This window comes from Intestinimonas sp. RTP31139st1_F5_RTP31139_211217 (assembly GCF_040226735.1).
Classification (GTDB): domain Bacteria; phylum Bacillota; class Clostridia; order Oscillospirales; family Oscillospiraceae; genus Intestinimonas; species Intestinimonas butyriciproducens.
On the sequence record NZ_JBCOAQ010000001.1, the window covers coordinates 205565 to 231278 of the forward strand.

28 protein-coding genes and 1 other annotated feature are annotated in these 25714 nt (G+C 54.8%); of the genes, 5 read left to right on the forward strand and 23 right to left on the reverse strand.

Features of this window, described 5'->3' with window-relative positions; all coding sequences use genetic code 11:
• Positions 1 to 71: 71 nt before the first annotated feature.
• The 19 genes from ABUA09_RS01105 to ABUA09_RS01195 all read right to left on the reverse strand — a co-directional run bounded on the left by ABUA09_RS01105 (position 72) and on the right by ABUA09_RS01195 (position 16249).
• Positions 72 to 800, reverse strand: coding sequence for a YebC/PmpR family DNA-binding transcriptional regulator (locus tag ABUA09_RS01105; RefSeq protein WP_033116685.1), 729 nt, complete (start codon positions 798 to 800; stop codon positions 72 to 74).
• 74 nt (positions 801 to 874) lie between these two features.
• The gene (locus tag ABUA09_RS01110; RefSeq protein WP_075703870.1) at positions 875 to 1675 is read right to left on the reverse strand and encodes a Nif3-like dinuclear metal center hexameric protein; all 801 of its coding nucleotides are present in this window, start codon (positions 1673 to 1675) and stop codon (positions 875 to 877) included.
• Positions 1663 to 2373, reverse strand: a complete 711-nt coding sequence (locus ABUA09_RS01115) for a tRNA (adenine(22)-N(1))-methyltransferase (protein ID WP_075703871.1) — start codon at positions 2371 to 2373, stop codon at positions 1663 to 1665. The genes ABUA09_RS01110 and ABUA09_RS01115 overlap by 13 nt, the downstream gene beginning before the upstream one ends.
• Before the next feature lie 99 nt (positions 2374 to 2472).
• The gene (locus tag ABUA09_RS01120) at positions 2473 to 2679 is read right to left on the reverse strand and encodes a DUF1858 domain-containing protein (RefSeq protein ID WP_033116682.1); all 207 of its coding nucleotides are present in this window, start codon (positions 2677 to 2679) and stop codon (positions 2473 to 2475) included.
• A 183-nt stretch (positions 2680 to 2862) separates the two neighbouring features.
• The gene (locus tag ABUA09_RS01125; protein ID WP_033116681.1) at positions 2863 to 3147 is read right to left on the reverse strand and encodes a zinc-ribbon domain containing protein; all 285 of its coding nucleotides are present in this window, start codon (positions 3145 to 3147) and stop codon (positions 2863 to 2865) included.
• 74 nt (positions 3148 to 3221) lie between these two features.
• Positions 3222 to 3857: a sigma-70 family RNA polymerase sigma factor gene (locus ABUA09_RS01130; RefSeq protein WP_033116680.1), complete on the reverse strand. Its 636-nt coding sequence runs from the start codon at positions 3855 to 3857 to the stop codon at positions 3222 to 3224.
• An 83-nt stretch (positions 3858 to 3940) separates the two neighbouring features.
• Positions 3941 to 5293 carry a phosphoglucosamine mutase gene (gene glmM, locus ABUA09_RS01135; protein WP_033116679.1) on the reverse strand — a complete coding sequence of 451 codons (1353 nt, stop codon included), beginning with the start codon at positions 5291 to 5293 and terminating at the stop codon, positions 3941 to 3943.
• A 20-nt stretch (positions 5294 to 5313) separates the two neighbouring features.
• Positions 5314 to 6363 (reverse strand): Holliday junction branch migration DNA helicase RuvB, encoded by a 1050-nt coding sequence (ruvB, locus tag ABUA09_RS01140; RefSeq protein WP_052082488.1) that lies wholly within the window; start codon positions 6361 to 6363, stop codon positions 5314 to 5316.
• 39 nt (positions 6364 to 6402) lie between these two features.
• Entirely contained in the window at positions 6403 to 7011 is a 609-nt protein-coding gene (gene ruvA / locus ABUA09_RS01145) for a Holliday junction branch migration protein RuvA (RefSeq protein ID WP_279204857.1), read from the reverse strand.
• Between the two features lie 11 nt (positions 7012 to 7022).
• Positions 7023 to 7556: a crossover junction endodeoxyribonuclease RuvC gene (gene ruvC / locus ABUA09_RS01150; RefSeq protein WP_058117725.1), complete on the reverse strand. Its 534-nt coding sequence runs from the start codon at positions 7554 to 7556 to the stop codon at positions 7023 to 7025.
• A 138-nt stretch (positions 7557 to 7694) separates the two neighbouring features.
• On the reverse strand, positions 7695 to 8573 hold the full coding sequence (gene xerD, locus ABUA09_RS01155) for a site-specific tyrosine recombinase XerD (RefSeq protein WP_033116676.1): 879 nt from the start codon (positions 8571 to 8573) through the stop codon (positions 7695 to 7697).
• Positions 8574 to 8602: 29 nt separating this feature from the next.
• The gene (locus ABUA09_RS01160; RefSeq protein WP_033116675.1) at positions 8603 to 9229 is read right to left on the reverse strand and encodes a hypothetical protein; all 627 of its coding nucleotides are present in this window, start codon (positions 9227 to 9229) and stop codon (positions 8603 to 8605) included.
• A gap of 52 nt (positions 9230 to 9281) precedes the next feature.
• A complete protein-coding gene (proC, locus tag ABUA09_RS01165) occupies positions 9282 to 10082 on the reverse strand; it encodes a pyrroline-5-carboxylate reductase (protein WP_052082486.1) in 801 nt (266 codons plus the stop codon).
• A gap of 325 nt (positions 10083 to 10407) precedes the next feature.
• Entirely contained in the window at positions 10408 to 10824 is a 417-nt protein-coding gene (locus tag ABUA09_RS01170) for a TIGR04086 family membrane protein (RefSeq protein ID WP_279204852.1), read from the reverse strand.
• Positions 10825 to 10889: 65 nt separating this feature from the next.
• A complete protein-coding gene (gene yajC, locus ABUA09_RS01175) occupies positions 10890 to 11177 on the reverse strand; it encodes a preprotein translocase subunit YajC (protein WP_033116673.1) in 288 nt (95 codons plus the stop codon).
• 101 nt (positions 11178 to 11278) lie between these two features.
• Positions 11279 to 12412 (reverse strand): tRNA guanosine(34) transglycosylase Tgt, encoded by a 1134-nt coding sequence (gene tgt, locus ABUA09_RS01180; RefSeq protein WP_058117726.1) that lies wholly within the window; start codon positions 12410 to 12412, stop codon positions 11279 to 11281.
• 559 nt (positions 12413 to 12971) lie between these two features.
• On the reverse strand, positions 12972 to 13181 hold the full coding sequence (locus tag ABUA09_RS01185) for an enolase C-terminal domain-like protein (protein ID WP_147586122.1): 210 nt from the start codon (positions 13179 to 13181) through the stop codon (positions 12972 to 12974).
• 449 nt (positions 13182 to 13630) lie between these two features.
• Positions 13631 to 14656 carry a tRNA preQ1(34) S-adenosylmethionine ribosyltransferase-isomerase QueA gene (gene queA, locus ABUA09_RS01190; RefSeq protein WP_033116671.1) on the reverse strand — a complete coding sequence of 342 codons (1026 nt, stop codon included), beginning with the start codon at positions 14654 to 14656 and terminating at the stop codon, positions 13631 to 13633.
• Between the two features lie 27 nt (positions 14657 to 14683).
• Entirely contained in the window at positions 14684 to 16249 is a 1566-nt protein-coding gene (locus ABUA09_RS01195) for a SpoIID/LytB domain-containing protein (RefSeq protein WP_272052046.1), read from the reverse strand.
• 313 nt (positions 16250 to 16562) lie between these two features.
• On the opposite strand from ABUA09_RS01195, the gene asd reads away from it, so the two are divergent.
• The 5 genes from asd to ABUA09_RS01220 all read left to right on the forward strand — a co-directional run bounded on the left by asd (position 16563) and on the right by ABUA09_RS01220 (position 20352).
• A complete protein-coding gene (gene asd / locus ABUA09_RS01200; protein WP_033116669.1) occupies positions 16563 to 17648 on the forward strand; it encodes an aspartate-semialdehyde dehydrogenase in 1086 nt (361 codons plus the stop codon).
• Positions 17649 to 17718: 70 nt separating this feature from the next.
• Positions 17719 to 18633, forward strand: a complete 915-nt coding sequence (gene dapA, locus ABUA09_RS01205; protein WP_195614533.1) for a 4-hydroxy-tetrahydrodipicolinate synthase — start codon at positions 17719 to 17721, stop codon at positions 18631 to 18633.
• A 74-nt stretch (positions 18634 to 18707) separates the two neighbouring features.
• On the forward strand, positions 18708 to 19325 hold the full coding sequence (locus tag ABUA09_RS01210; RefSeq protein WP_033116667.1) for a GNAT family N-acetyltransferase: 618 nt from the start codon (positions 18708 to 18710) through the stop codon (positions 19323 to 19325).
• A gap of 1 nt (position 19326) precedes the next feature.
• Positions 19327 to 20103, forward strand: coding sequence for a 4-hydroxy-tetrahydrodipicolinate reductase (gene dapB / locus ABUA09_RS01215; protein WP_033116666.1), 777 nt, complete (start codon positions 19327 to 19329; stop codon positions 20101 to 20103).
• A 48-nt stretch (positions 20104 to 20151) separates the two neighbouring features.
• Positions 20152 to 20352 (forward strand): hypothetical protein, encoded by a 201-nt coding sequence (locus ABUA09_RS01220; RefSeq protein WP_373688370.1) that lies wholly within the window; start codon positions 20152 to 20154, stop codon positions 20350 to 20352.
• Positions 20353 to 20404: 52 nt separating this feature from the next.
• On the opposite strand, the gene ABUA09_RS01225 is transcribed toward ABUA09_RS01220, so the two are convergent.
• The 4 genes from ABUA09_RS01225 to recN form a co-directional block, all read right to left on the reverse strand.
• Positions 20405 to 21538 (reverse strand): AI-2E family transporter, encoded by a 1134-nt coding sequence (locus ABUA09_RS01225; protein ID WP_242848449.1) that lies wholly within the window; start codon positions 21536 to 21538, stop codon positions 20405 to 20407.
• Between the two features lie 188 nt (positions 21539 to 21726).
• Positions 21727 to 22953, reverse strand: coding sequence for a tyrosine--tRNA ligase (tyrS, locus tag ABUA09_RS01230; protein WP_033116664.1), 1227 nt, complete (start codon positions 22951 to 22953; stop codon positions 21727 to 21729).
• Positions 22954 to 23201: 248 nt separating this feature from the next.
• Positions 23202 to 23442: a binding site (T-box leader), on the reverse strand.
• A 34-nt stretch (positions 23443 to 23476) separates the two neighbouring features.
• Complete coding sequence (locus tag ABUA09_RS01235) at positions 23477 to 24010, reverse strand: YcxB family protein (protein ID WP_279204846.1); 534 nt, start codon at positions 24008 to 24010, stop codon at positions 23477 to 23479.
• The gene (gene recN, locus ABUA09_RS01240) at positions 23997 to 25700 is read right to left on the reverse strand and encodes a DNA repair protein RecN (RefSeq protein ID WP_033116662.1); all 1704 of its coding nucleotides are present in this window, start codon (positions 25698 to 25700) and stop codon (positions 23997 to 23999) included. Before recN ends, ABUA09_RS01235 begins: the two co-directional genes overlap by 14 nt.
• Positions 25701 to 25714 lie beyond the last annotated feature (14 nt).

A 25714-nucleotide genomic window follows, 5' to 3' on the forward strand; every position in this document is an offset into this window, starting at 1 on the left:
CGGCGGGGAGCATATCCCCGCCGCTTCTCTTCTTCATTCTAGCAAAAAGATCCATCCCTAAGCTCAGTAGCTCAGTCCTGCTCCCAGTTGTGGTACACGTTCTGCACATCGTCATTCTCTTCCAACAGATCGATGAGCTTCTCCATGTTTTTGATATCCTCTTCTTTTTCCAGCTTCACATAGTTCTGCGGGACCATATCCACTCCGGCGGAAAGGAAGGCATATCCCTTCTCTTCCAGCTTAGCCAAGACCTCGCCGAAGGAATCCGGCGTAGTAGTGATTTCAAAGCACTCCTCATCCGCCTGCATATCGTCGGCGCCGCTGTCCAGAGCGTCCATCATAACGGTATCCTCATCCAAGTCTTCCCTCTCAATGACGATAACACCCTTCTGATCAAAGGACCAGGAAACACAGCCGGTAGCGCCCAGCCCCTTTCCGTACTTGTCCAAAAGATGGCGCACCTCCGGAGCCGTACGGTTCCGGTTGTCTGTCAGCGCCTCCACGATCACGGCGACGCCGCAGGGGCCGTAGCCCTCATAGACCACGCTCTCAAAATCGTCAGCGTTCCCGGAGCCAAGCGCCTTGTCAATGGTCCGCTTGATGTTATCGTTGGGCATATTGGCGGCTTTGGCCTTGGCAATCACGGTGGCCAGTCGGGAGTTATTGTTGGGGTCCCCGCTGCCGCCCTGTTTCACTGCCACGATCATCTCACGGGCGATCTTTGTGAAGATCTGAGAACGCTTCGCGTCGGCTGCCCCTTTGGTCTTCTGAATATTATGCCACTTGGAATGTCCTGACATTGGATTCGTCCCCTTCTAGAAATCTCAAAATTAGCTAAAATATTTTACCATACCGGCGTCTGTAACGCAACCCCTCACAAGTAGGAAAAAACCTCTTTATGACGCTGAGAAAGCATGACCTCCACGCCTGGAAATATATTGCGCAACTTTTGGGCCAAAATCGGGCAAATCACATTTTCCGTTGGAAAATGTCCTGCGTCGATGAGATTGACGCCCTCCGCCTTGGCGTCCAAAAAAATATTATATTTTACGTCTGCGGTAACAAAGGTATCACATCTCAGCTTGCAGGCCAAGGACAGCATATCCCCGCAGGCGCCGCCGCCAACGGCCACCCGATAGACGGGACGCCCCACGTCCACATAGCGTACCCCATTTGCCCCCAGCGCCTTTTTTACCTGTGCGGCATAGGCTGCCGCATCCATGCCCGTTCCAGTCCGCAGCACACCGGTGCGACCAATCCCGATCACCGCCCCCGCGCGGTCTGTGCCGGACGGTTCCAACACGGTGCACTCCGTCAGGCCCAAGGCATCGGCCAGCGCGTCGTTGACGCCGCCCACCGAGGCGTCCAGATTCGTGTGTGCACAAATTGCGGCAATTCCCCGCTCCGCCAGGGCCAATACGATTCGTCCTACCGAGGTCTCGTCGGTAATGCTGCGGGCAGGATGAAAAATAATGGGATGGTGGGAGACAATGAGTTCAACTCCCCGCTCCACGGCCTCCCAGACGACCTCTTCCGTAATATCCAGCGACACCAGCAGCCGTGTGACCTGCTGCTCTCCCCTGCCCACCAGAAACCCGGCGTTGTCAAAATCCATTTGTGCAGCAAAGGGGGCAATCTGATCCACAGCAGCGTAGACATCCTTCACCGTTGCCATGCTATCCATTCCTCCTTCATCTGTTTTAATTCCGAAACAAGACCTCTCCAACGCTTTGCTCTCTCCTGGTCCTTCAAACGCGCAGAACATCCCAAACCTTCTAGGGCCCGTTCGGCTCTGGAAAGCATCATCGACAGATACTCCCCTCTGTAAGGTGACGTCATGTCGCGGGCCTGTTTCCCACACCATTCTTCTGCGGGCGTCAGCGGCGCCATCTCTCCTCCACGAACTGTGAGCACCACATAGAGCTTGTCTTCACGGACCAATTCCTCACGTTCGATGACAAAACCATTCCGCCATAGCCACCGCCGCAGATCAGGCGCTGAAGTCATGGGTTGGAGGTAAAAAAGGCAGGTCCCCTCGGATGCCCACGGAGCATTTCCCAAAATAGAAGCAATGGTCTCACCGCCCATACCCGCGATTGCTACGGCATCGGCCTCCTCAGGTCCCAGAGGTGTCAATCCATCTCCCAAGCGGAATGAAATACGCTCCGTTAGATTATGACGCGCAGCAGTCTGGCGCGCACGCGAAAGCGGTCCTTCCTTCAAGTCGGCCGCAATGGCGCTGGGGATTCTTCCGTGTTCCAGAAGCCAGACCGGCAGCCTGGCATGGTCTGTACCGATATCGGCAAAACGCGCACCCAACGGAACTTGGTGGGCAATTGCCAGCAGTCTGGGGGACAACTCAACAGGGCGCACAGTGACCACCTTCCTTTATGCATGATGCACGAGAATCCTCCCGATCTCGATCACATAAAAACGGGGCGGCAATTGCCGCCCCGTTTTTATGTGACGATCTTATTTTGCGGCGGGCACCAGCGCGTTGATCTTCTCCAGCAGAGCGTCAACATCCACGCCATGGACCATGCAGGCCTGCTCTACAGTCTCCCCGCGGGAAGAGGGACAGCCCAGGCAGTGCATCCCGATGGACAGGAAAACCGGAGCGGTCTCCGGCGCAATATCCAGAATATCGCCGATGATGGTATCTTTGGTGATGGTAGCCATAAAATAAACCTCCAAAAAACTAGGATTTAGGATATGCTTTAGTATACCCTATCGTTCCCTATTTTTCAATAGGAATCGCAGTTTTTTCTGGGAAACAAAATGTTGGATCATTTCTACCTCGGTATGATTGCAAATCAAAAAACAGGGGCGCCCTCTGAGCGCCCCTGTTTTTATTGGCCTTAGTTAGCGGCCCTGCTCCTCACGCATGCGAGCGAAGCACTCGCTGCAGTAAACAGGACGATCGGACTTGGGCTCGAAGGGAACCTTTGCCTCGCCGCCGCAGGCAGCACAAGTGGCGGTGAAGTACTCACGGGGGCCGCGGGCAGCCTGCTTGCGAGCGTCACGGCAGGCCTTGCAGCGCTGAGGCTCGTTCTGGAAGCCGCGCTCCGCATAGAACTCCTGCTCACCGGCGGTGAACACGAACTCCTGGCCGCATTCCTTGCATACAAGTGTCTTGTCTTCGTACATGATCTTTTCCCTCTCTTTGACTCGTTTGCCCAGGCCCGGAATAAACCGACAGTGCTGGGTCTGTAATATTGCGTTCAGCTCTCGCTGAAATCGCCGGAAAAAAGGTGCCGCGCTACTTTGCGCCGGATGCGCTGCACGGCGTTGTCCACCGCTTTCGGGGAACGGTTTACCTGTTCTGCAATCTCCACATAAGAATACCCGCGGAGATAGAGTTCCAGGATATTGGCCTCTAACCCGGATAACTGTCCCTTGAGCGTTCCAAGACGTTCCCGGCGCTCCTCCCTGCTGATCAACATATCTTCAGGATTTTGAAGCGGCTGCCGGGACGCGTTGAATGGATAACTGTCGGCAATCCCATCTAAAAGAGGGGGTTCGAAAGAGACATAGTGGTTGAGCGGAGTGTGCTTATCTCTAGATGCCGCCCGGATGGCGGACAGGATACGATTGCGGATACATATCTCAGCATAAGTCCGAAAGGCCGTACCCTTTTGGGGTACATACTCCCGGATGGCATTCAGCAGCCCCACCATGCCCTCCTGAATCAAATCTTCGCTGTCGCCCCCTGCGAGAAAATAAGGGCGGGCACAAATACGCACCAGACGATTATACCGCATCACAAGAGTCTCTTCTGCGATGCGGTCGCCTGATGCGGCTTGCAAACACAGGATCTCGTCGGTGAGCGAATTGGGGGTTTCTTCTGCTGGCTTCATTCCAAGGCTCCTTGTGTATTATAGGGCCGAAGTACCCGAAATGTCAAGTGTTTATGCAGATTATTTTAGGAATTTCAATGAAATCAAAGCTTTTTTATGAGATTTGCCAGTTCCTGTGCACGGCTGTCGGCGACTCCTTCCGTTTCAGCTTCCACCATGACCCGGATCAGGGCCTCCGTGCCGGAGGGGCGTACCAGGATGCGGCCATTCCCGGCCAGTGCCCTCTCTCCAGCCGCGATCGCGTTCTTCAGTTGTACAGAGCCCATGACCGCCTGCTTCTGGGCATTATCCGCAACCGCTACATTTACTAGCACCTGGGGATACTGCCGACAGTCCGCAACAAGCTTGGAAGCCGGCTGACGGGACTGATGAAGAATATTCAGAAACTGGAGCGCCGTAAGCTGTCCGTCACCGGTGGTGGCGTGCTCCAGAAAAATCATGTGGCCGGACTGTTCGCCGCCGAGCGAAAAGCCATTCTCCAGCATCCGCTCCAACACATTTCGATCTCCTACGTCGGTACAGACCACTTCCATATTATTTTCCGCTGCAAAACGGTGGAGCCCTATGTTGGACATAACTGTGGCAACAATGGTGTCTCCCGCCAGTTTTCCCCGGCTTTTCAGATAGCGACCGCAGACGGCCATAACCTGATCGCCGTCAATGGGTATGCCCGCTTCACTGACGGCCAAAAACCGGTCTGCATCCCCATCAAAAGCCAAACCCAAGTCGTAGCCTCCTGCCTTTACCATGGCCGCCAACCCCTCCAAGTGAGTGGAGCCACAGTTTGTATTGATGTTGATGCCATCGGGATCGGCATTGATGATGTCACAGTGAAGATCATCAAAGCGGTCAAAGAGCTGAGGCGCCGTCGCAGAGGCAGCGCCATTGGCGCAGTCGACAAGGATGCGAAGTCCGGCCAGGCCGTCCTCTACTGTGGACGCCAAATGATCAATATAGTCGTCCCGCGTCCGGTCTTCCGCATAAGTCACACGTCCGATCTCTCCGCCCGTTTTGAGGGAAACCTCCGCGCCGGAGAGAATGATATCCTCAATTTTCCCCTCCAGCTCGTCAGAGAGCTTAAAGCCCTGACCGTTAAAAATCTTAATGCCGTTGTGTTCAAAGGGATTATGGGAGGCAGAGATAACTACGCCTGCATCCGCCCCCTGATCCACTGTGATCCACGCCACTGCTGGAGTAGGAATGACGCCCAGATGGAGGACGTCGGCGCCCGCCGAACAAAGGCCGGCCACCAGCGCGCCCTCCAAAAGGTCAGAGGAGATACGCGTATCTTTTCCGATGGTTACCAAAGGCTTCTTTCCAGGCTTGCCCTCGCCCAGCACTTGCGCCGTGGCCAAGCCCACCTGAAAAGCCAGCGCGGCATCCAACCCGGCATTTACCACGCCCCGAATGCCGTCGGTTCCAAACAGTTTACCCATGGGTCAAAACTCCTTCTGGTTCAAAATTCGAGCTGTTCCTGTCCGAAATAGGACAAGCCCAAATGTTCATACGCCTTTCTGGTCACACAGCGCCCCCTGGGCGTGCGGGTGAGAAAGCCCATCTGCATGAGATAGGGCTCATAGACATCTTCCAAAGTGACGGACTCCTCATTGATGGTGGCCGCCAGAGTGTCCAGCCCTACCGGCCCCCCGCCGTAATTTTCAATGATGCTGTGAAGCATCCGGCGATCCACGGCATCCAATCCCAAATAGTCCACCTCCAGGGCGCTGAGCGCTTCGTCAGCCACCCTTCTGGTGATCACGCCCCCAGCCTTGACCTGAGCGAAATCACGGACACGGCGAAGCATCCGGTTGGCGATCCGAGGAGTACCGCGGGAGCGTTTGGCGATCTCCAGAGCGCCGTCCTCCTCGATAGGTACCCCCAGAATACCGGCGGAACGTGTGACGATCAGGCACAGTTCCTCCGGGGTGTAGAGCTCCAACCGGAGCGTGACGCCGAAACGATCCCGGAGAGGGGCGGAGAGCTGCCCGGCGCGGGTCGTGGCCCCAATCAGCGTAAACTTGGGCAGATCCAACCGGATCGAATTGGCCGAGGGGCCTTTGCCGACGATGATATCAATGGCGTAATCCTCCATCGCCGGATACAGGATCTCCTCTACAGAGCGGTTGAGGCGGTGGATCTCGTCTACAAATAAGATATCATTTTCATTGAGATTGGTGAGCAGAGCGGCCAGATCACCGGGTTTTTCGATCGCCGGTCCAGAGGTGATCCGGATATTGACACCCATCTCGTTGGCAATGATGCCGCTGAGTGTCGTCTTTCCCAGCCCCGGGGGGCCGTGAAGCAAGACATGATCCAGGGGTTCCTTACGCATTTTGGCGGCCTCGATGAAGATGGATAGGTTCCCTTTTGCCTTCTGCTGTCCAATATACTCACTGAGCGTTTGGGGACGCAGGGAATATTCCCCCTCATCTTCCCTCAGCAGCGAAGTCGCGACCAAGGGCTCCTCCGTCTCAAAACCACCGTCACTGGAAAAGTCGATGCTCATTCCGTTCGCCCCTTCCCCTATCTGTCTCCGGCCCCGGCATTATTTGACCATCCTTTTGAGGGCCTGACGAATGATTTCCTCCAATTTTTGGGACTCCATATCGACTCCCTTCAGGGCGACGGCAATTTCAGCCTGACTGTAGCCCAACACAGCCAAGGCGGCGGCGGCCTCAGTAGATTTATTTTCCGGAATGATCGTGACCCCGGTTCCCCCGTACTGTTCGCCGCCCGCTGATGTACCGAGCTGGCCTTTCGCCAGCTTATCCTTGAGCTCCAGAATGATACGCTGGGCAATTTTTTTGCCGATACCCTGAGCGACCGTAAGGGCCTTCTCGTCCCCTGTGATGATGCTCATGGCAAGCCCCTCTGGTGACGTGGCGGACAAAATGGAGAGCGCCGCCTTGGGCCCCACGCCGGATACCCCGATCAAAAGTTCAAAGCAACTGCGCTCCTCTTCTGTGGAAAAACCATAGAGATCAAACAATTCCTCGCGCACGTGGAGATAGGTATACAGCTTTGTCACCTCGCCCTTTTTCAAATAAGAAAGCGTGTTGGCGGTGGTATGGCAGGCATAACCGACCCCGCCGCAGTCTATAACGGCCAGGTAGGGCGCAATATGGGCGACAGGGCCCTTCACATAATAAAACATTCGGTTTTCTCCTACTTCTTTCGCACTTCATAGCGTCCGCTGCCGGGTGTGGCTGGGTCTAGGGAGGCAAGCAGAGAGGCGTGCGAGCGGGCGTGACAGAGGGCGATCGCCACAGCGTCTGCGGCATCGTCCGGCTTTGGTACTGTCCTGAGATTCAATATCCGTTTGGTCATATCCATGACCTGACGTTTTTCCGCCTTGCCATAGCCGACCACAGCCTGCTTGACCTGGGAGGGCGTATATTCATAAATAGAGACTCCGGCTCGTTCGGCCGCCGTCAGAATAACACCACGCGCCTGCGCCACACCGATGCCGGTGGTCACATTATTGTTGAAAAAAAGCTCCTCTACAGCCATCGCCTCCGGATGAAATACAGCGATGAGCTCATCCATATCCTGCTCAATCTGGAGCAGTCGCGCCGGCAGCGGGAGCCCTGCCTGGGTGGTGATGGCACCGCACTGGATTAGTCGCTGTTTCCCGTGATTCGCCTCTAAAATGGCAAAACCGACAATGGCAAAGCCGGGATCGATGCCTAAAATGATCATAACGTCCTCCAAATATTCATACATCGTGTATTGTACCACGGCAAAACTGGAGGCGCAACCACAAAATAGGCATAATATACGGGGCGTGCCGTTTTCAAACAGCGCGCCCCGTATCAGCCGAAAAGGTCTTCCCTACTCTCAAGCCCGCGGGTGCGCCTTGATGTAGACGTCCTTTAATTTCTGTTTGACCAGTTGTGCATAGATCTGTGTGGAAGAGATGTCCGCATGTCCCAGCATTTCTTGGATCGACCTCAGATCCGCCCCATTTTCCAGCAGATGGGCCGCAAAGGAGTGGCGGAGCGTATGAGGCGTAATCTCCTTTTTGATTCCGGCCTTCTCCTGATAGTGCTTGATGATTTTCCAAAAGCCCTGCCGGGACATACGCTTGCCGTTCATATTGACAAAAAGGGCCGTCTCCGTCTCGTCTTCCACCAATTGAGGGCGTACATCCCGCAGATAGTCGCCCAGCGCCTTGACTGCCGCGGGATAGAGGGGAATGATGCGCTCTTTTCCCTTCCCCACACAGCGCAAGAAACCGCCGGAGAGGCTGAGATGCTCCATATCCAAGTCGATGAGTTCACTCACCCGTATCCCGGTGGCATAGAGCAGCTCCAGCATGGCATGGTCCCGATATCCCTTGGCATCGGTACACTCCGGCTGCTCTAGAAACAACTCGACCTCTTTGCTGGTCAAAATCTGCGGGAGCTTTCGCTCGACCTTGGCGGGAGCCACTCCGCGGGCCGGATTGGCGTCGATATATCCCTCCCGATACAAATACCCAAAAAAGGACTTGAGAGAAGCCACCGCCCTAGTAACGGTGGATACCGACTTTCCGCGGCTCATTAAATATTTGGCGTATCGTTCCACGTCCCCCGTGGTCGTCTCCGTCAACTCCAATGTCTCCCGCTGACAGTATTCGGAAAACTGCCGGACATCTCTCAGATAAGAGCTGAGCGTATTCTCAGACGCCTTTTTTTCAGTTGTGAGATATGCCTCATAACCCTTTAAATAGTCCATCCGCTCAAACCCTTCTTACCGCTCCAAAATCAAAAGAGTCCGGCCACCGAGCACAACAGTGCCGGGACCGCCCAGTATTCCAGCACCGCGCTGAGCGCAACTGCGCCGGCACACAGAGCGCAGCGGACCCAATAAGCCCTCCCAAAGGGAAACACGCCCTTCTTCCCGGACAGGGCCCTGCCCGCAAGTTCCCGCGCACCTGCAAAGCTCTGGACACCCAGGACGAAGAGCGCCGGTACAGCCGCAAGCCCCGTGATCCCAAACGCAAAAAAGGCCAAAATCCCCCCTGTCCCTCCAAACATGCGCACAAAGGAAGAGACTGCAAAAGAGAGAAGAAAACCGCGCACTGCGAACAAAGTGGGGATCCCCAGCACGCCTAAGGCGGTAAACCCCATCAGAAAGGCAAACAGAGGCCATCGGACGCTCTCCCACAAGACGGACAGCAGCCCGGGAGACAGAACAACAGAGCCGGACTTTGCCGCCGCCAGATACCCCTCTATGTATGCCGCCAGGCTGTCATGCCCACCGCCGCCCACTTGGGCGGCCAGCAGCATACCGGCCAGTCCTCCAATACAGAAAGCGGAAGCCACTGTAATCAGCGCGGGCAGCAGCCCGCCCGCAGGCACATCCCAAATCCGTACGATTCGCTTTCTCATGGCTGTCCCCCCTCTGGGACAGCATATGAGACAAGCGTTCCAAATATCAATGTTACTTGCCGAGTTCCTTCGACCGCTTTGTACACCGGTCCATAGCGTCCAGCATGAGCCCGTCAAAGTCCCGCTCTTCGAAAACAGAGAGGGACGCCAAGGTCGTACCGCCAGGAGAACAGACCTGACGACAAAGCTCTTCCGGTGTCTTTCCGGACTCCGCCAACATACGGGCCGCACCCTCCATCGTCGCCGCCGTCAGCCGCAGCGCCGTATCTGCATCGATTCCCACAGAGACGGCACGTTTTACCATGATGTCTGCAAGGCGAAAAAACCAAGCCGGGGAGGAGCCGTTGACATTGATGATATCGTCCATCTGACTCTCTTCAATCACCGCCACCACCCCGGCCGCCCGAAAGAGCTCAAGTACCGTCTGAAATAGCTCCGGTGCGACGTCCTCCGCACGGGCCACCGCTGTAGCCCCCACTCCCAGCATCAGCGGAGTATTGGGCATGGCGCGGATGATATGAGCGCCGGGGAGCTTAGCCTTCAAATAAGAGGCTGAAATACCGGCGGCAATAGAGATTACACACTTTTCCGATACAAGATCCTTCAGTTCGGGGAGCACATCGCCGAACATCTGAGGCTTTACGCCCAGGATCAGAATATCCGCGTTCCGGGCAACCGCGCGGTTATCCGTCGTGGTGCGGATTCCCAGTTTGGAGAAAGCAGAGAGCTTTTCGGCATGCCGGTTGGAGAGCCAGATCCGTTCAGGTGGAAACATTTGCTTCCGCAATACGCCGCTCAGAATCGCAGTGTTCATGTTTCCAGCACCAATAAAGCCCAGCACCAAGTCTTTCATTTCCAACAGCTCCCATCCAAGCTGAAAAGTTAACGTAAAAATACTATAAGCCACCCTGCCGGATTATGCAATGTTTTGCCGCAAACTTTTTCATTTTTGTTTATTATGCCTGCTGATTATGTAAATATAATTATGTAAACTTAACTTAACTCGGCTCAGTCCGCTCCCTGCACAGTTATGTATTTTGCGTTTTCGACATAAAATCATCTACATATTGTGTGCTTTCTCTTTTTGCAAACAGTATACATTTTGTATTATTACATTCCGTATTGCGTGCCCGCTTCTAACCCGTCCTCTTGGCGCATGCCAACAGCGGAACCCCGATTTATTTTCTACGCTTCTTCTTTTTGGGCCTGGTCCCTAAAATCCCTGCCGCCCCGCCGCCGCAGAGCGCTCCGGACAAGAGACCCAGTCCCCCGGCTTCTATCGACATGTCCTCAAACAGCAATACCCCCGCAGTAAGAATCAATAGGAAAAAGACTCCCCCCGAGGCAAGCCCTACAATCAGAGCCCGTGCGCCGCTGTGTCGCACGGCAAAAATTCCGCCGGAAAATCCCCCTATGACGCAACCTACGACTGAGAGCTGGTACATGAGGTCCTCCTCCACCCAGCCTCCAGAAATCCCCACAGAGCAAATCAGCAGGAATACCAGGCATACTACCAGCGCAAGGCCGCCGCCCAGCAGCACGTCGGTCATAGCCCGTACCAGCTTCGCCCCCTGGTCCTCCTCTGTCTTACGCATAAAAACACCCTCCTCACAACAGCTTTGTACAGCCTATGCGAAGAGGGTGTTGGTCATGCTTTTATTTACTTTGTAGTTTCAGTGGTCTGAGCACCCTTAGTGGAGATGGCCCACTTGGCAAATTCGATGCGCACACGGTCCGCGCTGGTCTCGATCACAATGCTCTCTTCCTTTACTGCGCAGATCGTACCGATGATTCCGCCGATAGTGGTGATCTCATCCCCTACCGCCAGTTCGCTGCGCATTTTTGCCAGCTCTTTCTTCTTCTTGTTTTCGGGCCGGATCAACATGAAGTAGAAGATAGCCAGCATGACAACCAGCATACCAACCGTGCCTAACATATTAGCGTCCAAATTTGTCCCCTCCAATGAAAATATCCGTTTTTCCACGGCATTAGAACATATTATACAGGGAAAGTGCTCGATTGACAAGACCTTTTCCAAAAAACATTATACTAAATCCGGGTCTCCAATTTTCGGGAATATGCTTCGCGGAATGCGGAAAAACACCCTTCATCCAGTGCGGCGCGGATGCGGGCGGCCAACTCATTATAAAACCAGAGATTATGCAGGACAGCCAGTCTCATCCCCAGCATCTCACCCGCGGCAAAAAGATGACGGATGTAAGAACGAGAAAAAGAACGGCAGGCTGGACACTGACAATTTGGATCGATGGGCCGCTCGTCGAGTTTGTATTTCTCATTTTTGATGTTGAGCGCGCCTTCCCATGTAAAGAGCTTCGCATGTCGGGCATTTCTGGCCGGCATAACGCAGTCGAAGAAGTCTACGCCCCGCGCCACGCCCTCAATGATATTGGAGGGCGTACCGACTCCCATCAGATAACGCGGCTTGTCCGCCGGCATGAAGGGTTCCACTGCATCGATCATGTCGTACATGGTCTGGGTGGGCTCACCCACCGCCAATCCCCCGACGGCATACCCGTCGCAGCCAAGCTTGGCGATTTCTTTCATATGCCAGATGCGCAGGTCGGCATAAGTTCCGCCCTGATTGATGCCGAAGAGCATCTGGTGGGGATTGACTGTGCCGGGCAGTGCATTCAGGCGATCGTGCTCCGCTTTGCACCGCTCCAGCCATCGCAGCGTGCGCTCACAGGAGGGCTTTACATACTCATAGGTGGCCGGATTTTCCACGCACTCATCAAAGGCCATGGCAATATCAGAACCCAGATTGGACTGGATCCGCATGGATTCCTCCGGCCCCATAAAAATGCGCCTGCCATCGATATGAGAGGCAAATGTAACGCCTTCTTCGGTAATTTTTCTGAGCCCTGCAAGGGAAAACACCTGAAATCCACCGGAATCCGTGAGGATCGGCCCGTCCCAGTCCATAAATTTATGGAGACCGCCCATCTGCCGTACCACATCGTCTCCCGGCCGCAGATGCAGGTGGTACGTATTGGACAACTCAATCTGGCACCCGATCTCTTTCAGATCGTGGGCGGACACCGCGCCCTTGATGGCACCCTGTGTACCGACATTCATAAAAACCGGGGTCTGGACCACGCCTCCGTGGGCACAGGAAAATTCGCCGCGCCGCGCACAGCCTTCCGTCTTGATGACCTTGAACACAGAAAAACTCCTTTATGCTAAGCTGGTGTAAATTTTTGAGGGTTCCCCCAATAAAAAGGGGCTCCGAAAATTATGACCATCCTTATCAGAACAATAGTATTATACCTTTACCAGCCTCTTTTTTCAAGGCAATAAAAGCGGCGCACAGAATTGCAGTCCCCCAACTACGCATACCCAAAATTCAGCTTTGCGCAAAAACTTTTATAGATTGTTACAAGCGAGGACCAAACCTTCATTTCTGCTAAACAAACTGTGCCACCGCCCATTTTCAATGCTGGTGGTGGTACAGTTCAAACCCAATGAAACTTAAATCAATTCCGGCGGCGAAGCGTACCGGAGCAACGCCTGCAGCGGCTTTGGGGTCCTGAATCTTTGCGTAGAGCGCAATCCCCTCTATTTGCGGAGCACCGTATAGTGGTCCAAGAACTCATGGTTCACCTCGACTCCAAGTCCAGGCCCCGCCGGTACACGGATGTAGCCGTCGCTCTCTACCTCCAGCGGTTCCGTTAACATGAGATCCCGTACCTTATAGTCCCAGTGCGGAGGATCGTAGTAGTACTCAATTAGATGGACAGTTGTTCACCGCGCCGGCCATGTGCAAAGCCGCAGCGAGTCCCATGCCATGGATCCATGTATGCGGCGTACAGATCTTGTTCTCAGCTTCGACCATCGCCGCGCCCTTCCTATTTTGCGCAAAGCCACCCGACAGACCCACATCCATCGAAACATTGATGCTTGAGCATATCCCTATATTCGTGTACCTGTGCATTCAGTTCTCAGCCGGCAATGTTGAGAGTTGTACTTCTTCGCAGCTCCGCTAGGCCCTCAAAATCATAACCGTACAGGGGCTCCTCCAGCCACTCTATACCGAATTTCCTTAAAGGCCCTGCATACATTGATCGCCTTTTTGACATCCCTTTTCGCCACCACTCGCTTCCCGATGAAAAACCACCCTTGATTGGTGTCTACGGCAATCTTAATCCTATCCCCTACCCGTTCCTTCCCCTACCCGCAGGGGTCCTCTTTACTCTGTTTTCTGCAATTATGTCAAACCCTGCTGTTTGAAACAAACGCAACTCTCTGCCCGCCCCTGCTCACTGGGACCGGGACGGGAAAAGCCGCGGCCCTATAGACAGAGCCTGCGGCTTTTCCTCGTTTTTCCATATGGAAGGAGCATGCTCCACCGTTCTGACGGAATCAGCACGGCTCCAGCTTTCCCTAGCCGATAAACATTGCATCCCCAAAGGAAAAAAAGCGATATTTCTCTCGCACCGCCTCCTCATAGGCAGCCAGGATATGCTCCCGCCCCGCCAGTGCAGAGACCAACATAACCAGTGTGGATTCCGGCAAATGGAAATTGGTGATCAGGCCGTCCAGCACCTTGAAGCGGTATCCGGGATAAATATAAATGCTCGTCCACCCCGCAGCTTCCCTCAGGGTACCGTCCTCTGCCGCCCAGGACTCTATGGTGCGGCAGGACGTGGTTCCCACACAGATGATCCTGCCCCCATTTTTCTTTGTACGATTGATGAGGTCTGCCGTCTCCCGGGAGATTGCACAGTACTCCGCATGCATCTCATGGTCGGTGATCTCCTCTTCCTTGACCGGACGGAAGGTCCCCAATCCTACGTGGAGCGTTACATAGGCCAGATTTACGCCCATGGTCTGTATCTGCTCCAGCAGTTCCCGTGTAAAGTGAAGTCCTGCGGTAGGGGCTGCAGCCGAACCCACCTCTTTGGAATAGACAGTCTGATACCGCTCGGGATCACTGAGTTCTTCCTTGATATAGGGCGGCAAGGGCATCTTGCCGAGTCGCTCCAAGATCTCCAGAAAGATCCCGTCATAATCAAAGCGGATCAGACGGTTCCCCCCCTCCAATGTCTCCACGACTTCAGCGGTGAGCAGTCCATCCCCAAATGACAGACGCGCCCCGGGCCGCACCTTTTTACCGGGCCGCACCAGGCACTCCCAAACCTTATCCCCCCTGTCAGTGAGCAGGAGGACCTCCACCGCTCCCCCTGTGGGCTCACGGTGGCCCAAAAGCCGCGCGGGCAGAACTCTGGAGTCATTGAGCACCAAACAGTCTCCCGGCCTCAGCAACGTGGGGATGTCATAAAAGTGCCGATGCGCTGTCGCGCCAGTCTTTTTGTCCAGTACCATCAGCCGGGAGCCATCCCGCCGTTCAAGCGGCGTCTGAGCAATGAGCTCCTGAGGCAGATCATAATAGAAATCCGATGTTTTCAAAATATTGTTCCAGCTTTCTTCGAGTTCTCACCGGACATCTACGCCGGTAAAATAGAATTTCAAAATCTCATCGTAGGTTTTCCCCTGTTCCGCCATAGCGTAGGCCCCCCACTGGCTCATACCCACGTTATGCCCCCAGCCTGACCCTGTAATGGTAAAGGAATTTCCAGCGGACGAGGAGACGAGCTGCTCCGTGCCGCTGCCAGTGATCACATAGGGCGTGCCTGTAATCGCAGTGATGTTCCCGGCGCCGTCAACGGCGTAAGCGCCGGATGCGGAGGCTATCGTGGTGCTGCTGTCATTGACAAAGAATTTACCGCCCCCGCCGGAAATGGTATATCGGATAGAATTCAGCCCCAAAAGTGTACGGGCATACTCTTTGGTCGTGTTGACAAAAGACCAGCTTTTTCCCGCTGCATCTAGAAATGTGATTTTATAGACATTGCCTGTGGGCGTATACTCCGCCACATAGAAGTCCACGATATCGTCGCAAAGGTACCCTTTCTTATGTAAGATATCTTTGAGTTCCTGCTTGGTAAAAGTGACCGTCCAATTATACTTCCCCGTCTTATCGGCTACAGAGGGCTCATAGATGTCCACGACTCCGGTCAGGTAGGGCAAGTTTTGTCCGCTGCTCCCCCACACGTTCTTTACATCCTCGGTGGCTCCGCCGTCGCAGGAAAAATAATACGTCTGTGCCAGCTCGCCGGCATACCAGACATATTTTCCATAGGTCTCAGCAGCCGCTTGGTCCGTACGTGCGTTGGAGAGTCCGGCCCCTTGATAAACCTGACAATCTGTCGTATTGCAGATATCAAATCCACTCTTCTGATGTTTGCCGAGATTCATATAAGCATAGGTCCTGGCACACACCGCCTGTGCCTTCAGGGCCTCGAGCGGCCAATCGTTGCTCATCTCATAGGGCAGGACACCACGGACATAGTCCTCCAGCGGAACCACATTGATGACGCTCAGATTTCCCCCGCTCTCACGGACATACCGGAAGGAGCCATAATAGCGGTAGCCTTTGAACCAGGTGACCGTTTCTGTCGCATCATCCAATCCAGGCTTGACCCCCAGCGTATAGGATGCGCCTCCGTCAAACTGGAACAGAGGTCGGCCCGTCTTAGTGGCCACCACAGTGACCCCATAGCTGCTGGTCCCCGTCACCGACGCGTCAGACAGCCCAAGGGTGTTCTGGGCGGCCGTCGCGGCTTCCTTTGTGGCGTATGCGCCGACACGCACGAAATAAGCGCCCTCTATCCAGGCCGGAAAAGCGCCTTGGAGGGCCGCCGCAGCCGCGGCTGCGCTCTCAAAATCAGGATAGCTCCCCGGCATCTGCAAATGATAGCAGCCTACGGTCACAGAGCCGGTCCCATCCACATAATTTCCGTTGGACAGAGATACGTTCTGGGTCTTTACCATAGAGATCTGAGTCTCTGGCGTATGCCCAAGCGTGACAAAATGCAAGTCCTCGTCAAAATACCCCAGGCGGTACCCGCTGCCTGTATAGTTTTCCAGGTTTGCCCCCGGGAGGGCGTTCTGACCATAGAAGAGCCCCACCTGGATGGTCGGGTTGATCTCAGCGTCCACAGCCGATACCATACTAGTAAGACATATGGCCGCCACAAAAAATATTATCACAAATTTACCCATTTTCCCGGCCATAGTAACCTCCATTTCTACAAATTAGCGGTTTACACTGGAAAAGAAGTGTGCTAATATAACAAAAATACCTGCCTCTGCTTTCGTAGGCAAGGCAGATTCCTTGTGCGCCATACGCTCAGTTTAGATATTATAGTACAAAACCTGACTCTATTGCAACCGCCGTTTTTCTGGTGGACTAGCAATTTATAGGCGGATACAGTATAGAATGGATAGAGTAACAGGCATGGAGGTCTGCGGAATGGAAAAGTATCAGGTAGGCGTGATCGGCGGAACCGGTATGGTGGGACAGCGTTTCATCACCCTCTTGGAGCATCACCCCTGGTTTGAATTGAAGGTCATCGCGGCCAGTCCTCGTTCTGCAGGGAAATCTTATGCGGAGGCCGTTGGCAACCGGTGGGCTATGGATACGCCGATCCCTGAGCAGGCCAAAGACATCGTGGTCTTAAACGCCGAGGAGGATGTGGCGGAGATTGCCGATCAGGTGGATTTTGTCTTTTCCGCCGTGGATATGAAAAAAGAGGATATTAAGAGTCTGGAGGAGCGCTACGCCCGACACGAGTGCCCCGTGGTCTCCAACAATTCCGCCCACCGCTGGACGCCTGATGTCCCTATGGTGGTGCCGGAGCTGAACCCTGAGCACATCAAAGTGATAGAGGCACAGCGAAAGCGATTGGGGATGAAGCGCGGGCTCATTGCGGTCAAGTCCAACTGCTCCATCCAGAGCTATGTGCCCGCCCTCCATCCCCTGCGCGGCTTCGGCCTGGAGCGGGTCCTGGTATGTACATATCAGGCCATTTCCGGTGCCGGCAAGACCTTCGCCACCTGGCCGGAGATGGTGGATAACCTGATCCCCTATATCGGCGGCGAAGAGGAAAAGTCCGAGCAGGAGCCATTGAAGGTCTGGGGACGGATAGAAAACGGCGTCATTGTAAATGCGGAAAAGCCCGCCATCACTGCGCAATGTCTCCGCGTTCCCGTGTCGAACGGCCACACTGCTGCGGTCTTCGTGGATTTTGAGAAAAAGCCCTCGATGGATGAGATGAAGGCCATCTGGGCGGAATACAAGGGCCGTCCTCAGGAGCTGAAACTCCCCACGGCCCCGGAACAGTTCCTGCGATATTTCGAAGAGCCCGACCGGCCCCAGTCCAAGCTGGATCGGGATTTGGGCGGTGGCATGACCGTCTCTATCGGTCGCCTCCGTCCTGACACCCAGTACGATTATAAGTTCGTATGTCTGTCCCATAACACGCTCCGCGGCGCGGCCGGCGGCGCGGTGGAACTTGCCGAGTTGCTGTGCGCCGAAGGCTATATTACCAAGGCGTAACAATTACATCATTCATGGATTCTTGCGCCTCCGGGACAGCATACCTGTCTTTTTTGGAGGTATGATTCAGATGAGAGAACCTGTTTTTACCGGCGCCTGTCCTGCTATCGTCACTCCGTTCGATCAGAGCGGAGCCATCCACTACGACCGATTTGCCCAACTGATCGATGAACAAATCGCCGCCGGTGTGGATGCCATCTGTGTGGTCGGGACCACCGGCGAGTGCTCTACACTCAGTCTGCGGGAGCATATTTCGGCCGTTAATTTCTGTGTCAAGTATGTCAACCATCGGGTCAAAGTCATTGCCGGGGCGGGAAGCAACGATACCTCCGCCGCCGTATATCTGTCCCAGCACGCGGAGGACTCCGGCGCCGACGCGCTTCTGCATGTAACCCCCTATTACAATAAGTGTTCCCAAGAAGGACTGATCCGGCACTATGAGTACATCGCAGACCGAACGGAGTTACCCATCATTCTCTACAATGTTCCCTCCCGCACGGGCGTCTCTTTTACCGCCGATACCTACCGTACACTTTCTCAAAACCCCAAAATCAACGGCGTCAAGGAGGCCAGCGGAAATCTTTCCCTGATTACCCATACCCGATACCTCTGTGGAGATGATTTTTACATCTGGTCCGGCAATGATGATCAGGTGGTCCCCATGATGTCCTTGGGCGCCAAAGGCGTCATCTCTGTTGTGGCCAATATCGCCCCCCAACTGATGGTGAATATGACACACCTGTGTCTGGACGGATGCTTCGAGGAGGCTTCCAAGCTTCAGATTACATATATGGATCTGATCGACACGCTTTTTCTGGAGGTCAACCCCATCCCCGTAAAGGCCGCGCTTGGCCTGATGGGGCGGGATGTCGGCGGCCTCCGGCTCCCCCTGTGTGAAATCTCTGCCAGTAACCTGGAAAAGCTCAGAGCTGCCATGGAGCGTGCCGGTTTGCTGGATGCGTCCAAGAATAGCGTCGCGTCCTGAAGATTTGTTGTTCACCGCAGGCGGCCATACAAAATGTGTGGCCGCCTGCACGTCTATCAGGGAGGAAGTTCACGATGTCCCACACAGTCCTTAGACGGGCCGATATCTCTGATGCGGCCCGTATCTTGGAGATCTATACTCCATATATCACCGATACCAATATTACTTTTGAATATGATATCCCTACCTTAGAAGAGTTTTCAGCGCGTATCCGGAAGATCTCTGCCGACTATCCCTATTTAGTCTGTACAGTGGATAACCTTGTCGCAGGTTATGCCTATGCCCACCGCCATATGGAGCGGGCGGCTTATCAATGGAATGCGGAGCTCTCCATCTATCTCGCGCCCCGTTTCCGGGGAGCCGGGCTCGGAACCGCCCTCTATACCGCATTGATCGAGATCCTTCGTCAGATGCATGTACGCAACGCCTATGGATGCGTGACGCTCCCCAATGAGGGCAGTGCGGGCCTTCATAAGAGCATGGGCTTCTCCCTCCTCGGCATCTTTCACCATACCGGCTATAAACTTGGCGCTTGGCACGATGTGGGGTGGTTTGAGCGCCCCGTCTGCCAAGGAAGCGAGGCGCCGCTCCCTCTGCTTTCTGTTCAGGATATCCCGGACGGACAGATCCGGGATATCCTTGCCCATTGTAAGCGGTTGATTCAAACCGACGTGCTGGAAGGACGTGTTTAAAATGCTGGATATCATTCTCTCAGGATGCAACGGTCGGATGGGCCATGCGCTGGAAGCGCAGTGCAGCACGGACACAGAGCTGAATATCGTTGCCGGGTTCGACATCCTTGGCACCTCCGAGCGTAACTTTCCTATATTCGCAGTTCCTTCGGAATTCTCCGGTTCTGCCGACGTTGTCGTGGATTTTTCTCACCCCGCCGCCCTCTCTTCCCTGCTGTCCTTCTGCCTTCAGCGCCGTCTCCCCATCGTATTGGCGACTACCGGGTATTCCCAAGCCCAGCTTGCGGAAATTGAGGACGCCTCCCAAAGTATCCCCATCTTCCGATCCGGGAATTTTTCTTTGGGCGTCAATGTCCTTTTGGAACTGGTGCGTCAAGCCGGCGCCATGCTGGGAGAGGACTTCGACGTGGAGATCATAGAGCGGCATCATAGTAAAAAGGTGGATGCGCCCAGCGGCACCGCACTGATGCTGGTGGAAGCCCTCGCTGTGTCTCTCCCCTACGAACCTGAATACGTCTATGACCGGCACATGGTTCGCAGACCCCGGGAACACCGTGAAATCGGAATCTCCTCTGTGCGGGGCGGTACCATTGCCGGAGATCACGAGGTGCTCTTTGCCGGAAAGGATGAGATCATCGAACTGCGGCACTGCGCCCAATCCAGGGAGGTCTTTGCCGCCGGAGCACTGAAAGCCGCCAGGTATCTAGCAGGACGTGATGCTCCGGGCTTATACGGCATGCGGGATTTGACCAACAGCCTGCTGGAGGCACAGTCCTGATCCTCTCCGTCTCGCGCCGGACAGACATTCCCTGCTGTGGGCTGTATCGTGTTCTGGGCCAAGGACCCGTCTCCCCTTCTCCCTCACCTGGCGGAGATAGACCGTATGGGCTGCCGCCATTATTTCCAGTTCACATTGATGCCGAGCTTTTTTGCAAATCCCAGCTTCTTCCATAACTTTCCCTCGTTTAAAAACATGTCCCGGCCGACGGGAAGAGGCCATAAAACAACAAAGCATCCTGTCCGGTGATTGGGCAGGATGCTTTGCTGTGAGTGGGCCGCACAACAAAATGTGACGTTTTTTATCTTTTTATGTCAGCGCGCGGCAAAGGGTTTCCCTCTCCGTCAATTCCCTTTCCCTTCAAACGATGGTAAGTCCACTCGCGGACCAATGCATACAGAACCGCAAAGGTGGGAACGCCCAGCAGCATTCCCGCAAAGCCGAAAAGTCCGCCGCCCACCACGATGGCCACCAATACCCAGATTGCCGACAAGCCTGTACTGTTTCCCAGTATCTTGGGTCCGAGTATATTGCCGTCGAACTGCTGCAGTGCGATGACCAGGACTCCAAAGCGCAGCGCAGCCCACGGGTCCACGATCAGCAGAATCATCACGCAGGGCACAGCGCCGATGATAGGGCCAAAAAAGGGGATCACATTGGTCACGCCGATGACTACGGCGATGAGGATATTATATGGAATTTGCAGAATCAGGTTAAGAACAAAGCAAAGTACGCCGATGATCGCACTGTCGATGAGCTTACCGTTGATAAAACCCACAAATACATTGTTTGCCTGGCTGCACACACTTAAAAACCAGCTTGCTTTCTCCGTGGGGAAAATTGCGTAAATCAGCTTCTTCAGCTGCGGCACCAGCCGCTCCTTGCCCGAGAGCATATAGATAGAGGCAATGAGCGCTGTCACACCGGTGATTACGCCGTTGCCGACGGCGACCCCAAAATTCAGGATTTGCGGTAAGGCCTCCGAAACGGCAGTGATTGTTTTTTTCGTCAGGCCGGCCATGAGCTCCTGATAAGAGACCAGCAGTTCATTGATCCCCTCACCCTCCAGGTCGAACCGCGTGATCAGCTCCTGCACCAGAACATCCAGACCCTTCATATATTCCGGCATCTTATTGACCAACTCTACAGCACTGCTCCAGACTTGAGGTAGAATGAGATTGAGCAGAACCACCAGCAACAAGACAGCCAGCAGATAGACAGAGATGATGGACCATGTGCGTCTGTGACGGCAGTGCGCAAAAAGCTCGCGCTCCAAAAACTTGGCGGGCGTGTTCAGCAGATAGGCGACGGCAAAACCCACGATAAACGGCGCCACCACGCTGAGAAACATATCCAGCTTTTCTCTTACCAAGTCGAAGTGGGACAGCCCCAGATAAAAAGTAATCCCAATGAGCACAACAATAAGGTTTGACAACGTTCTCGGCTCCAAAGGCCATATTTTTCGTCCCCGCTCTATGCCGCACACACCCTTTCTGTTACGCTCATCATACCATGCTCAGGAGGCTTTGTCTAATCATTATCACGTAAAATTCTTTTACAATTTTATGAAGGGGAACGCCCCGCAGGCGTCCCCCTTCTCCACAAAGCAACGGCAGCAATCTCTCAGGCCAGTAAAATACGGTGGAATACCTTTTTCCCCTTCTTCACCGTCAATCCTTCGCCGCGCATCGCCTCGGCCTTACAGACAGCGGTGGTATCGATCACCTTTTCTCCGTTGATTTCCACCCCTCCCTGCTGAATCAGGCGGCGTGCCTCGCCTTTAGAAGGCGCAAGGCCGCATTTCACCATCAGATCCACCACGCTCAGCTTTCCGTCGCTGAGGTCTGCGTCGGTCAGCGTGGTGGTGGGCATGTTGGAACGGTCTCCTCCCTGGGCGAAGAGAGCCCGGGCAGCATCCTGTGCCTTCTGTGCCTCCACCTCGTCATGGACCAATTTTGTAAGCTCAAAAGCCAGAATCTCTTTGGCACGATTGAGTTGGGCCCCCTCCCACTTATCCATCTCATCAATCTGCTCTAGAGGAAGGAAAGTCAGCATTCGCAGACATTTGAGCACGTCGGCGTCGTCAATATTTCGCCAGTACTGATAAAACTCGTAAGGCGAAGTCTTTTCCGGGTCCAGCCACACCGCCCCCGCCTGGGTCTTGCCCATCTTTTTCCCCTCGGAGGTAAGCAGCAGTGTAATCGTCATGGCATAAGCGTCCTTGCCAAGTTTCCGGCGAATGAGTTCGGTGCCGCCCAGCATATTGGACCATTGGTCATCGCCGCCGCACTGCATATTGCAGCCCACGGTCTGGAACATATGATAAAAATCATAGCTCTGCATAATCATGTAATTGAACTCCAAGAAGCTGAGCCCTTTCTCCATCCGCTGCTTGTAGCACTCCGCACGAAGCATATTATTGACGGAGAAACATGCGCCCACTTCCCGGAGAAGTTCCACATAATTGAGCTTCAGCAGCCAGTCGGCATTATTGAGCATCAGCGCCTTCCCTTCGCTGAAATCGATGAATTTGCTCATCTGCTTCTTAAAGCAGTCGCAATTGTGCTGGATGGTCTCCACCGTCATCATAGAACGCATATCAGAGCGTCCGGAGGGATCTCCGATCATGCCTGTGCCGCCGCCTACCAGAGCGATGGGGCGGTTGCCCGCCATCTGAAGCCGCTTCATTAAGCACAACGCCATAAAATGACCCACGTGGAGGGAGTCGGCGGTGGGATCAAAGCCAATGTAAAAGGTTGCTTTTCCGTTGTTGATCAGCTCTTTGATCTCCTCTTCGTCGGTCACCTGTGCGATAAGCCCTCTGGCCTTCAGTTCATCATAAATGGTCATATTTCTTTCTCCTCTCGCTTTTTTGGGGGAGGGCCTTTTGAGCAAAATAGCCTTGCAGCTTTCGCTCCATCTATATATGCTCTCACACGGCCCCGCCCACCGTAGCACACTCTGTTCCAGCCCGCTGTTTTGGGGCCGTTCATCCGAGATGCCTCTTGATCATAGGACCGAAACGCCTTTTCTGCATAACAGCCCCTTCCATTCGTGTCGGTTCCGCTTCAAATAAAAAACACCCCCTGTCCCATTGGACAGAGGGCGTCGAAACGCGGTACCACCTCTGGTTGCCCCACCCTCACAGGCGCGGGCCTCACGGGGTGCCGACACACCCCTGCGCGATAACGGGCGCACCCGACTCTCTCTACTGCGCTGTAAGACGGTTCAAGAGGCCGCTCCGAGGGGTATTCACAGCCGCTCTCTCTCCCCTTTTCACCAGACAGGGGCTCTCTATGCAGACGGGCGGCTGCTACTGTTCCTCATCCTCGCGTTGTACGTGACGGCATTTTAGCACATGCCGGACGGATTGTCAACCAAAATGCCGGAAGATCATATCCGGGTTTGCCTCTTGCGCCAGAGACTCAAAGCGCAGCCGTGCCTCCTCATCCTGGAATGCGCGCAGCGGAAGCAGCGTATAACCCTCACTGGAACCGAAGAGGTAATAGAATTCCGGTCCTCGCCAGAGCTTTTTGATATCCCAGTCCAAAAGCGCCGCCGCCGTCTCATCCTGCCGGGCCACGTCCTCCTGGGTAAACAAAAAGGTCACAGGCTCTGCCAGCTCCGCCTCCCGGTCAAAAATGCGCCCCGGTTTGATCCAATACAGCCACAGACCATACAGCGCAGCCATCGCCATCAGGACCAGCACCAAGGTGTTCAGGAAGTTGAGTCTCCCCATCATAAGCGTGACCGTGACCGTCGCGGCCAGCGCAAACAGCATGACCAGGACCTGGACCCAGCTTACCAGGTGACTTTTTCTCAAATAGTACCGGACTCCACGGATATATTCCCCACGTTCCAGTTGAAAGGTGACCCGGACCTGGTCCGGGAGCTCATTTTTCCCCATTATAGCCTCTCTTATACGTCTCTGCTGCCTCCAGAAGCTCTCCTGCGCTCTCCAGCATGGCGGATGTGATATGGGCCCCTCCGGTAAGGCGGGCCAACTCCTCACGGCGGCGCGTTTTGTCCAGCCGCTCCACCGCCGTATAGGTGCGTCCGTCCCGCTCCCCCTTCTCCACTGAGAAATGGGTATCTGCCATTGCCGCAATCTGGGGCAGGTGTGTAACGCACAGAACCTGTTTGTGTCTGGCCACGTCGGCCATTTTCTCCGCTACCTTCTGGGCCGCACGGCCGCTAACGCCAGTATCCACTTCATCAAAGACCAAGGTGGACACGTCATCATTTTCCGCCAGGACATTCTTGAGCGCCAGCATGATGCGGGCCAATTCACCGCCGGAGGCGATTTTCTGGATGGGCTTGAGCGCCTCGCCCACATTCGCGGACATCAGGAACTGGACCTCATCCATTCCTGTTGCATCCATGCCGTATTCTGCGGCGTTAGGCGAAAACTCCACATGAAAGCGGACTTTGGGCATATCCAACTGTTCCAGCTCCTTCTGGATACGCGCTTCCAATGCATCCGCCGATTCCCTGCGGACCGTGGACAGCGCACTGCCCAGCATTTGCGCCTCCTTCAAGGTCACAGCCTGCTTTTTCTCCAATCGTGCCAAGATATCGCTGGAGTACTGGATTTGGTCCAGTTCTTTTTTACAGGACTCCAGATAGGCGAGCATATCGGCCTCCGTGGCACCATATTTCTTTTTCAGACGATAGATCACGTCCAGGCGGCTTTCCAACTCATCCAGCTCTCCCGGCTCAAACTCCAAGCTGTCCCTCAAGTCACGGACCAGCTCGGCGGCGTCATCCGCCGCACATCGCAGCTCCGTGAGCTTTTCCGCAAGGGCAGACACCTCATCGCTCACGGTACGGGCCGAAAAGAGGCTCTGTTCTGCCTCCATAACAAGGGACGTCGCACCCGCACTGTCGTCATCGCCGGAAAGCGCCCGATGGGCATCCTCCACCGCCTCGATCAGCTTTCCGGCGTTGCGCAGCACCTTTCTCCGGGCGGCCAGTTCGTCCTCCTCGCCCACTCGCAGCCCGGCCCGTTCCAACTCGCTGATCTGGTAGCTCAGACTGTCCATGCGGCGGGACTTCTCCGCTTCGTCCATCTGCAAGGCCGATATCTCATGCCTCACCTGACTCAGAGCCGCATAGGCCTCCTGAAATGCCAGAAGCTCCGCTTGGTCGCCCCCAAAACGGTCCAGATAGGAGAGATGGCAGGCGGGGTCCAGGAGCTGCTGTCCGTCGTGCTGGCCGTGGATATTCAAAAGCTGCTGTCCTAGGGTACGAAGCTGTGACACCGTCAAAGGCCGCCCATTCAGGCGGCAGACATTTTTGCCGTCGGCCTGGATTTCCCTTTGCAGCAGAAGGGTTCCATCTTCATCCGGCCCCATCCCGTTTTCTGAAAACCAGGAGAGCGCCGGAAGCTCCAAAAAAAGCGCACTCACCAAGGCCGACCGGGCCCCTGTGCGGATCAGATCGCGGGAGGTCCGGTCCCCGATCACCGCTCCAATGGCATCTACTACAATCGACTTGCCCGCGCCGGTCTCGCCCGTCAGGGCATTGAAACCCCGGTCGAATTGGATATCCGCCGACTCGATCACCGCAATGTTTTCAATGTGGAGCAGAGACAGCATGCCTCATCCCTCCC

Excerpts from the sequence above, each read along its gene's own strand:
- ABUA09_RS01105 (WP_033116685.1), bottom strand. The coding sequence starts at position 800 with ATGTCAGGACATTCCAAGTGGCATAATATTCAGAAGACCAAAGGGGCA.
- ABUA09_RS01110 (WP_075703870.1), bottom strand. The coding sequence starts at position 1,675 with ATGGCAACGGTGAAGGATGTCTACGCTGCTGTGGATCAGATTGCCCCC.
- ABUA09_RS01120 (WP_033116682.1), bottom strand. The coding sequence starts at position 2,679 with ATGGCTACCATCACCAAAGATACCATCATCGGCGATATTCTGGATATT.
- ABUA09_RS01125 (WP_033116681.1), bottom strand. The coding sequence starts at position 3,147 with ATGTACGAAGACAAGACACTTGTATGCAAGGAATGCGGCCAGGAGTTC.
- ABUA09_RS01130 (WP_033116680.1), bottom strand. The coding sequence starts at position 3,857 with ATGAAGCCAGCAGAAGAAACCCCCAATTCGCTCACCGACGAGATCCTG.
- glmM (WP_033116679.1), bottom strand. The coding sequence starts at position 5,293 with ATGGGTAAACTGTTTGGAACCGACGGCATTCGGGGCGTGGTAAATGCC.
- ruvB (WP_052082488.1), bottom strand. The coding sequence starts at position 6,363 with ATGAGCATCGACTTTTCCAGTGACGGTGGTTTTGAGACGGAGGAGCCC.
- ruvA (WP_279204857.1), bottom strand. The coding sequence starts at position 7,011 with ATGTTTTATTATGTGAAGGGCCCTGTCGCCCATATTGCGCCCTACCTG.
- ruvC (WP_058117725.1), bottom strand. The coding sequence starts at position 7,556 with ATGATCATTTTAGGCATCGATCCCGGCTTTGCCATTGTCGGTTTTGCC.
- xerD (WP_033116676.1), bottom strand. The coding sequence starts at position 8,573 with ATGGACTATTTAAAGGGTTATGAGGCATATCTCACAACTGAAAAAAAG.
- ABUA09_RS01160 (WP_033116675.1), bottom strand. The coding sequence starts at position 9,229 with ATGAGAAAGCGAATCGTACGGATTTGGGATGTGCCTGCGGGCGGGCTG.
- proC (WP_052082486.1), bottom strand. The coding sequence starts at position 10,082 with ATGAAAGACTTGGTGCTGGGCTTTATTGGTGCTGGAAACATGAACACT.
- ABUA09_RS01170 (WP_279204852.1), bottom strand. The coding sequence starts at position 10,824 with ATGCGTAAGACAGAGGAGGACCAGGGGGCGAAGCTGGTACGGGCTATG.
- ABUA09_RS01185 (WP_147586122.1), bottom strand. The coding sequence starts at position 13,181 with ATGCACAGGTACACGAATATAGGGATATGCTCAAGCATCAATGTTTCG.
- asd (WP_033116669.1), top strand. The coding sequence starts at position 16,563 with ATGGAAAAGTATCAGGTAGGCGTGATCGGCGGAACCGGTATGGTGGGA.
- dapA (WP_195614533.1), top strand. The coding sequence starts at position 17,719 with ATGAGAGAACCTGTTTTTACCGGCGCCTGTCCTGCTATCGTCACTCCG.
- ABUA09_RS01210 (WP_033116667.1), top strand. The coding sequence starts at position 18,708 with ATGTCCCACACAGTCCTTAGACGGGCCGATATCTCTGATGCGGCCCGT.
- dapB (WP_033116666.1), top strand. The coding sequence starts at position 19,327 with ATGCTGGATATCATTCTCTCAGGATGCAACGGTCGGATGGGCCATGCG.
- tyrS (WP_033116664.1), bottom strand. The coding sequence starts at position 22,953 with ATGACCATTTATGATGAACTGAAGGCCAGAGGGCTTATCGCACAGGTG.
- ABUA09_RS01235 (WP_279204846.1), bottom strand. The coding sequence starts at position 24,010 with ATGGGGAAAAATGAGCTCCCGGACCAGGTCCGGGTCACCTTTCAACTG.
- recN (WP_033116662.1), bottom strand. The coding sequence starts at position 25,700 with ATGCTGTCTCTGCTCCACATTGAAAACATTGCGGTGATCGAGTCGGCG.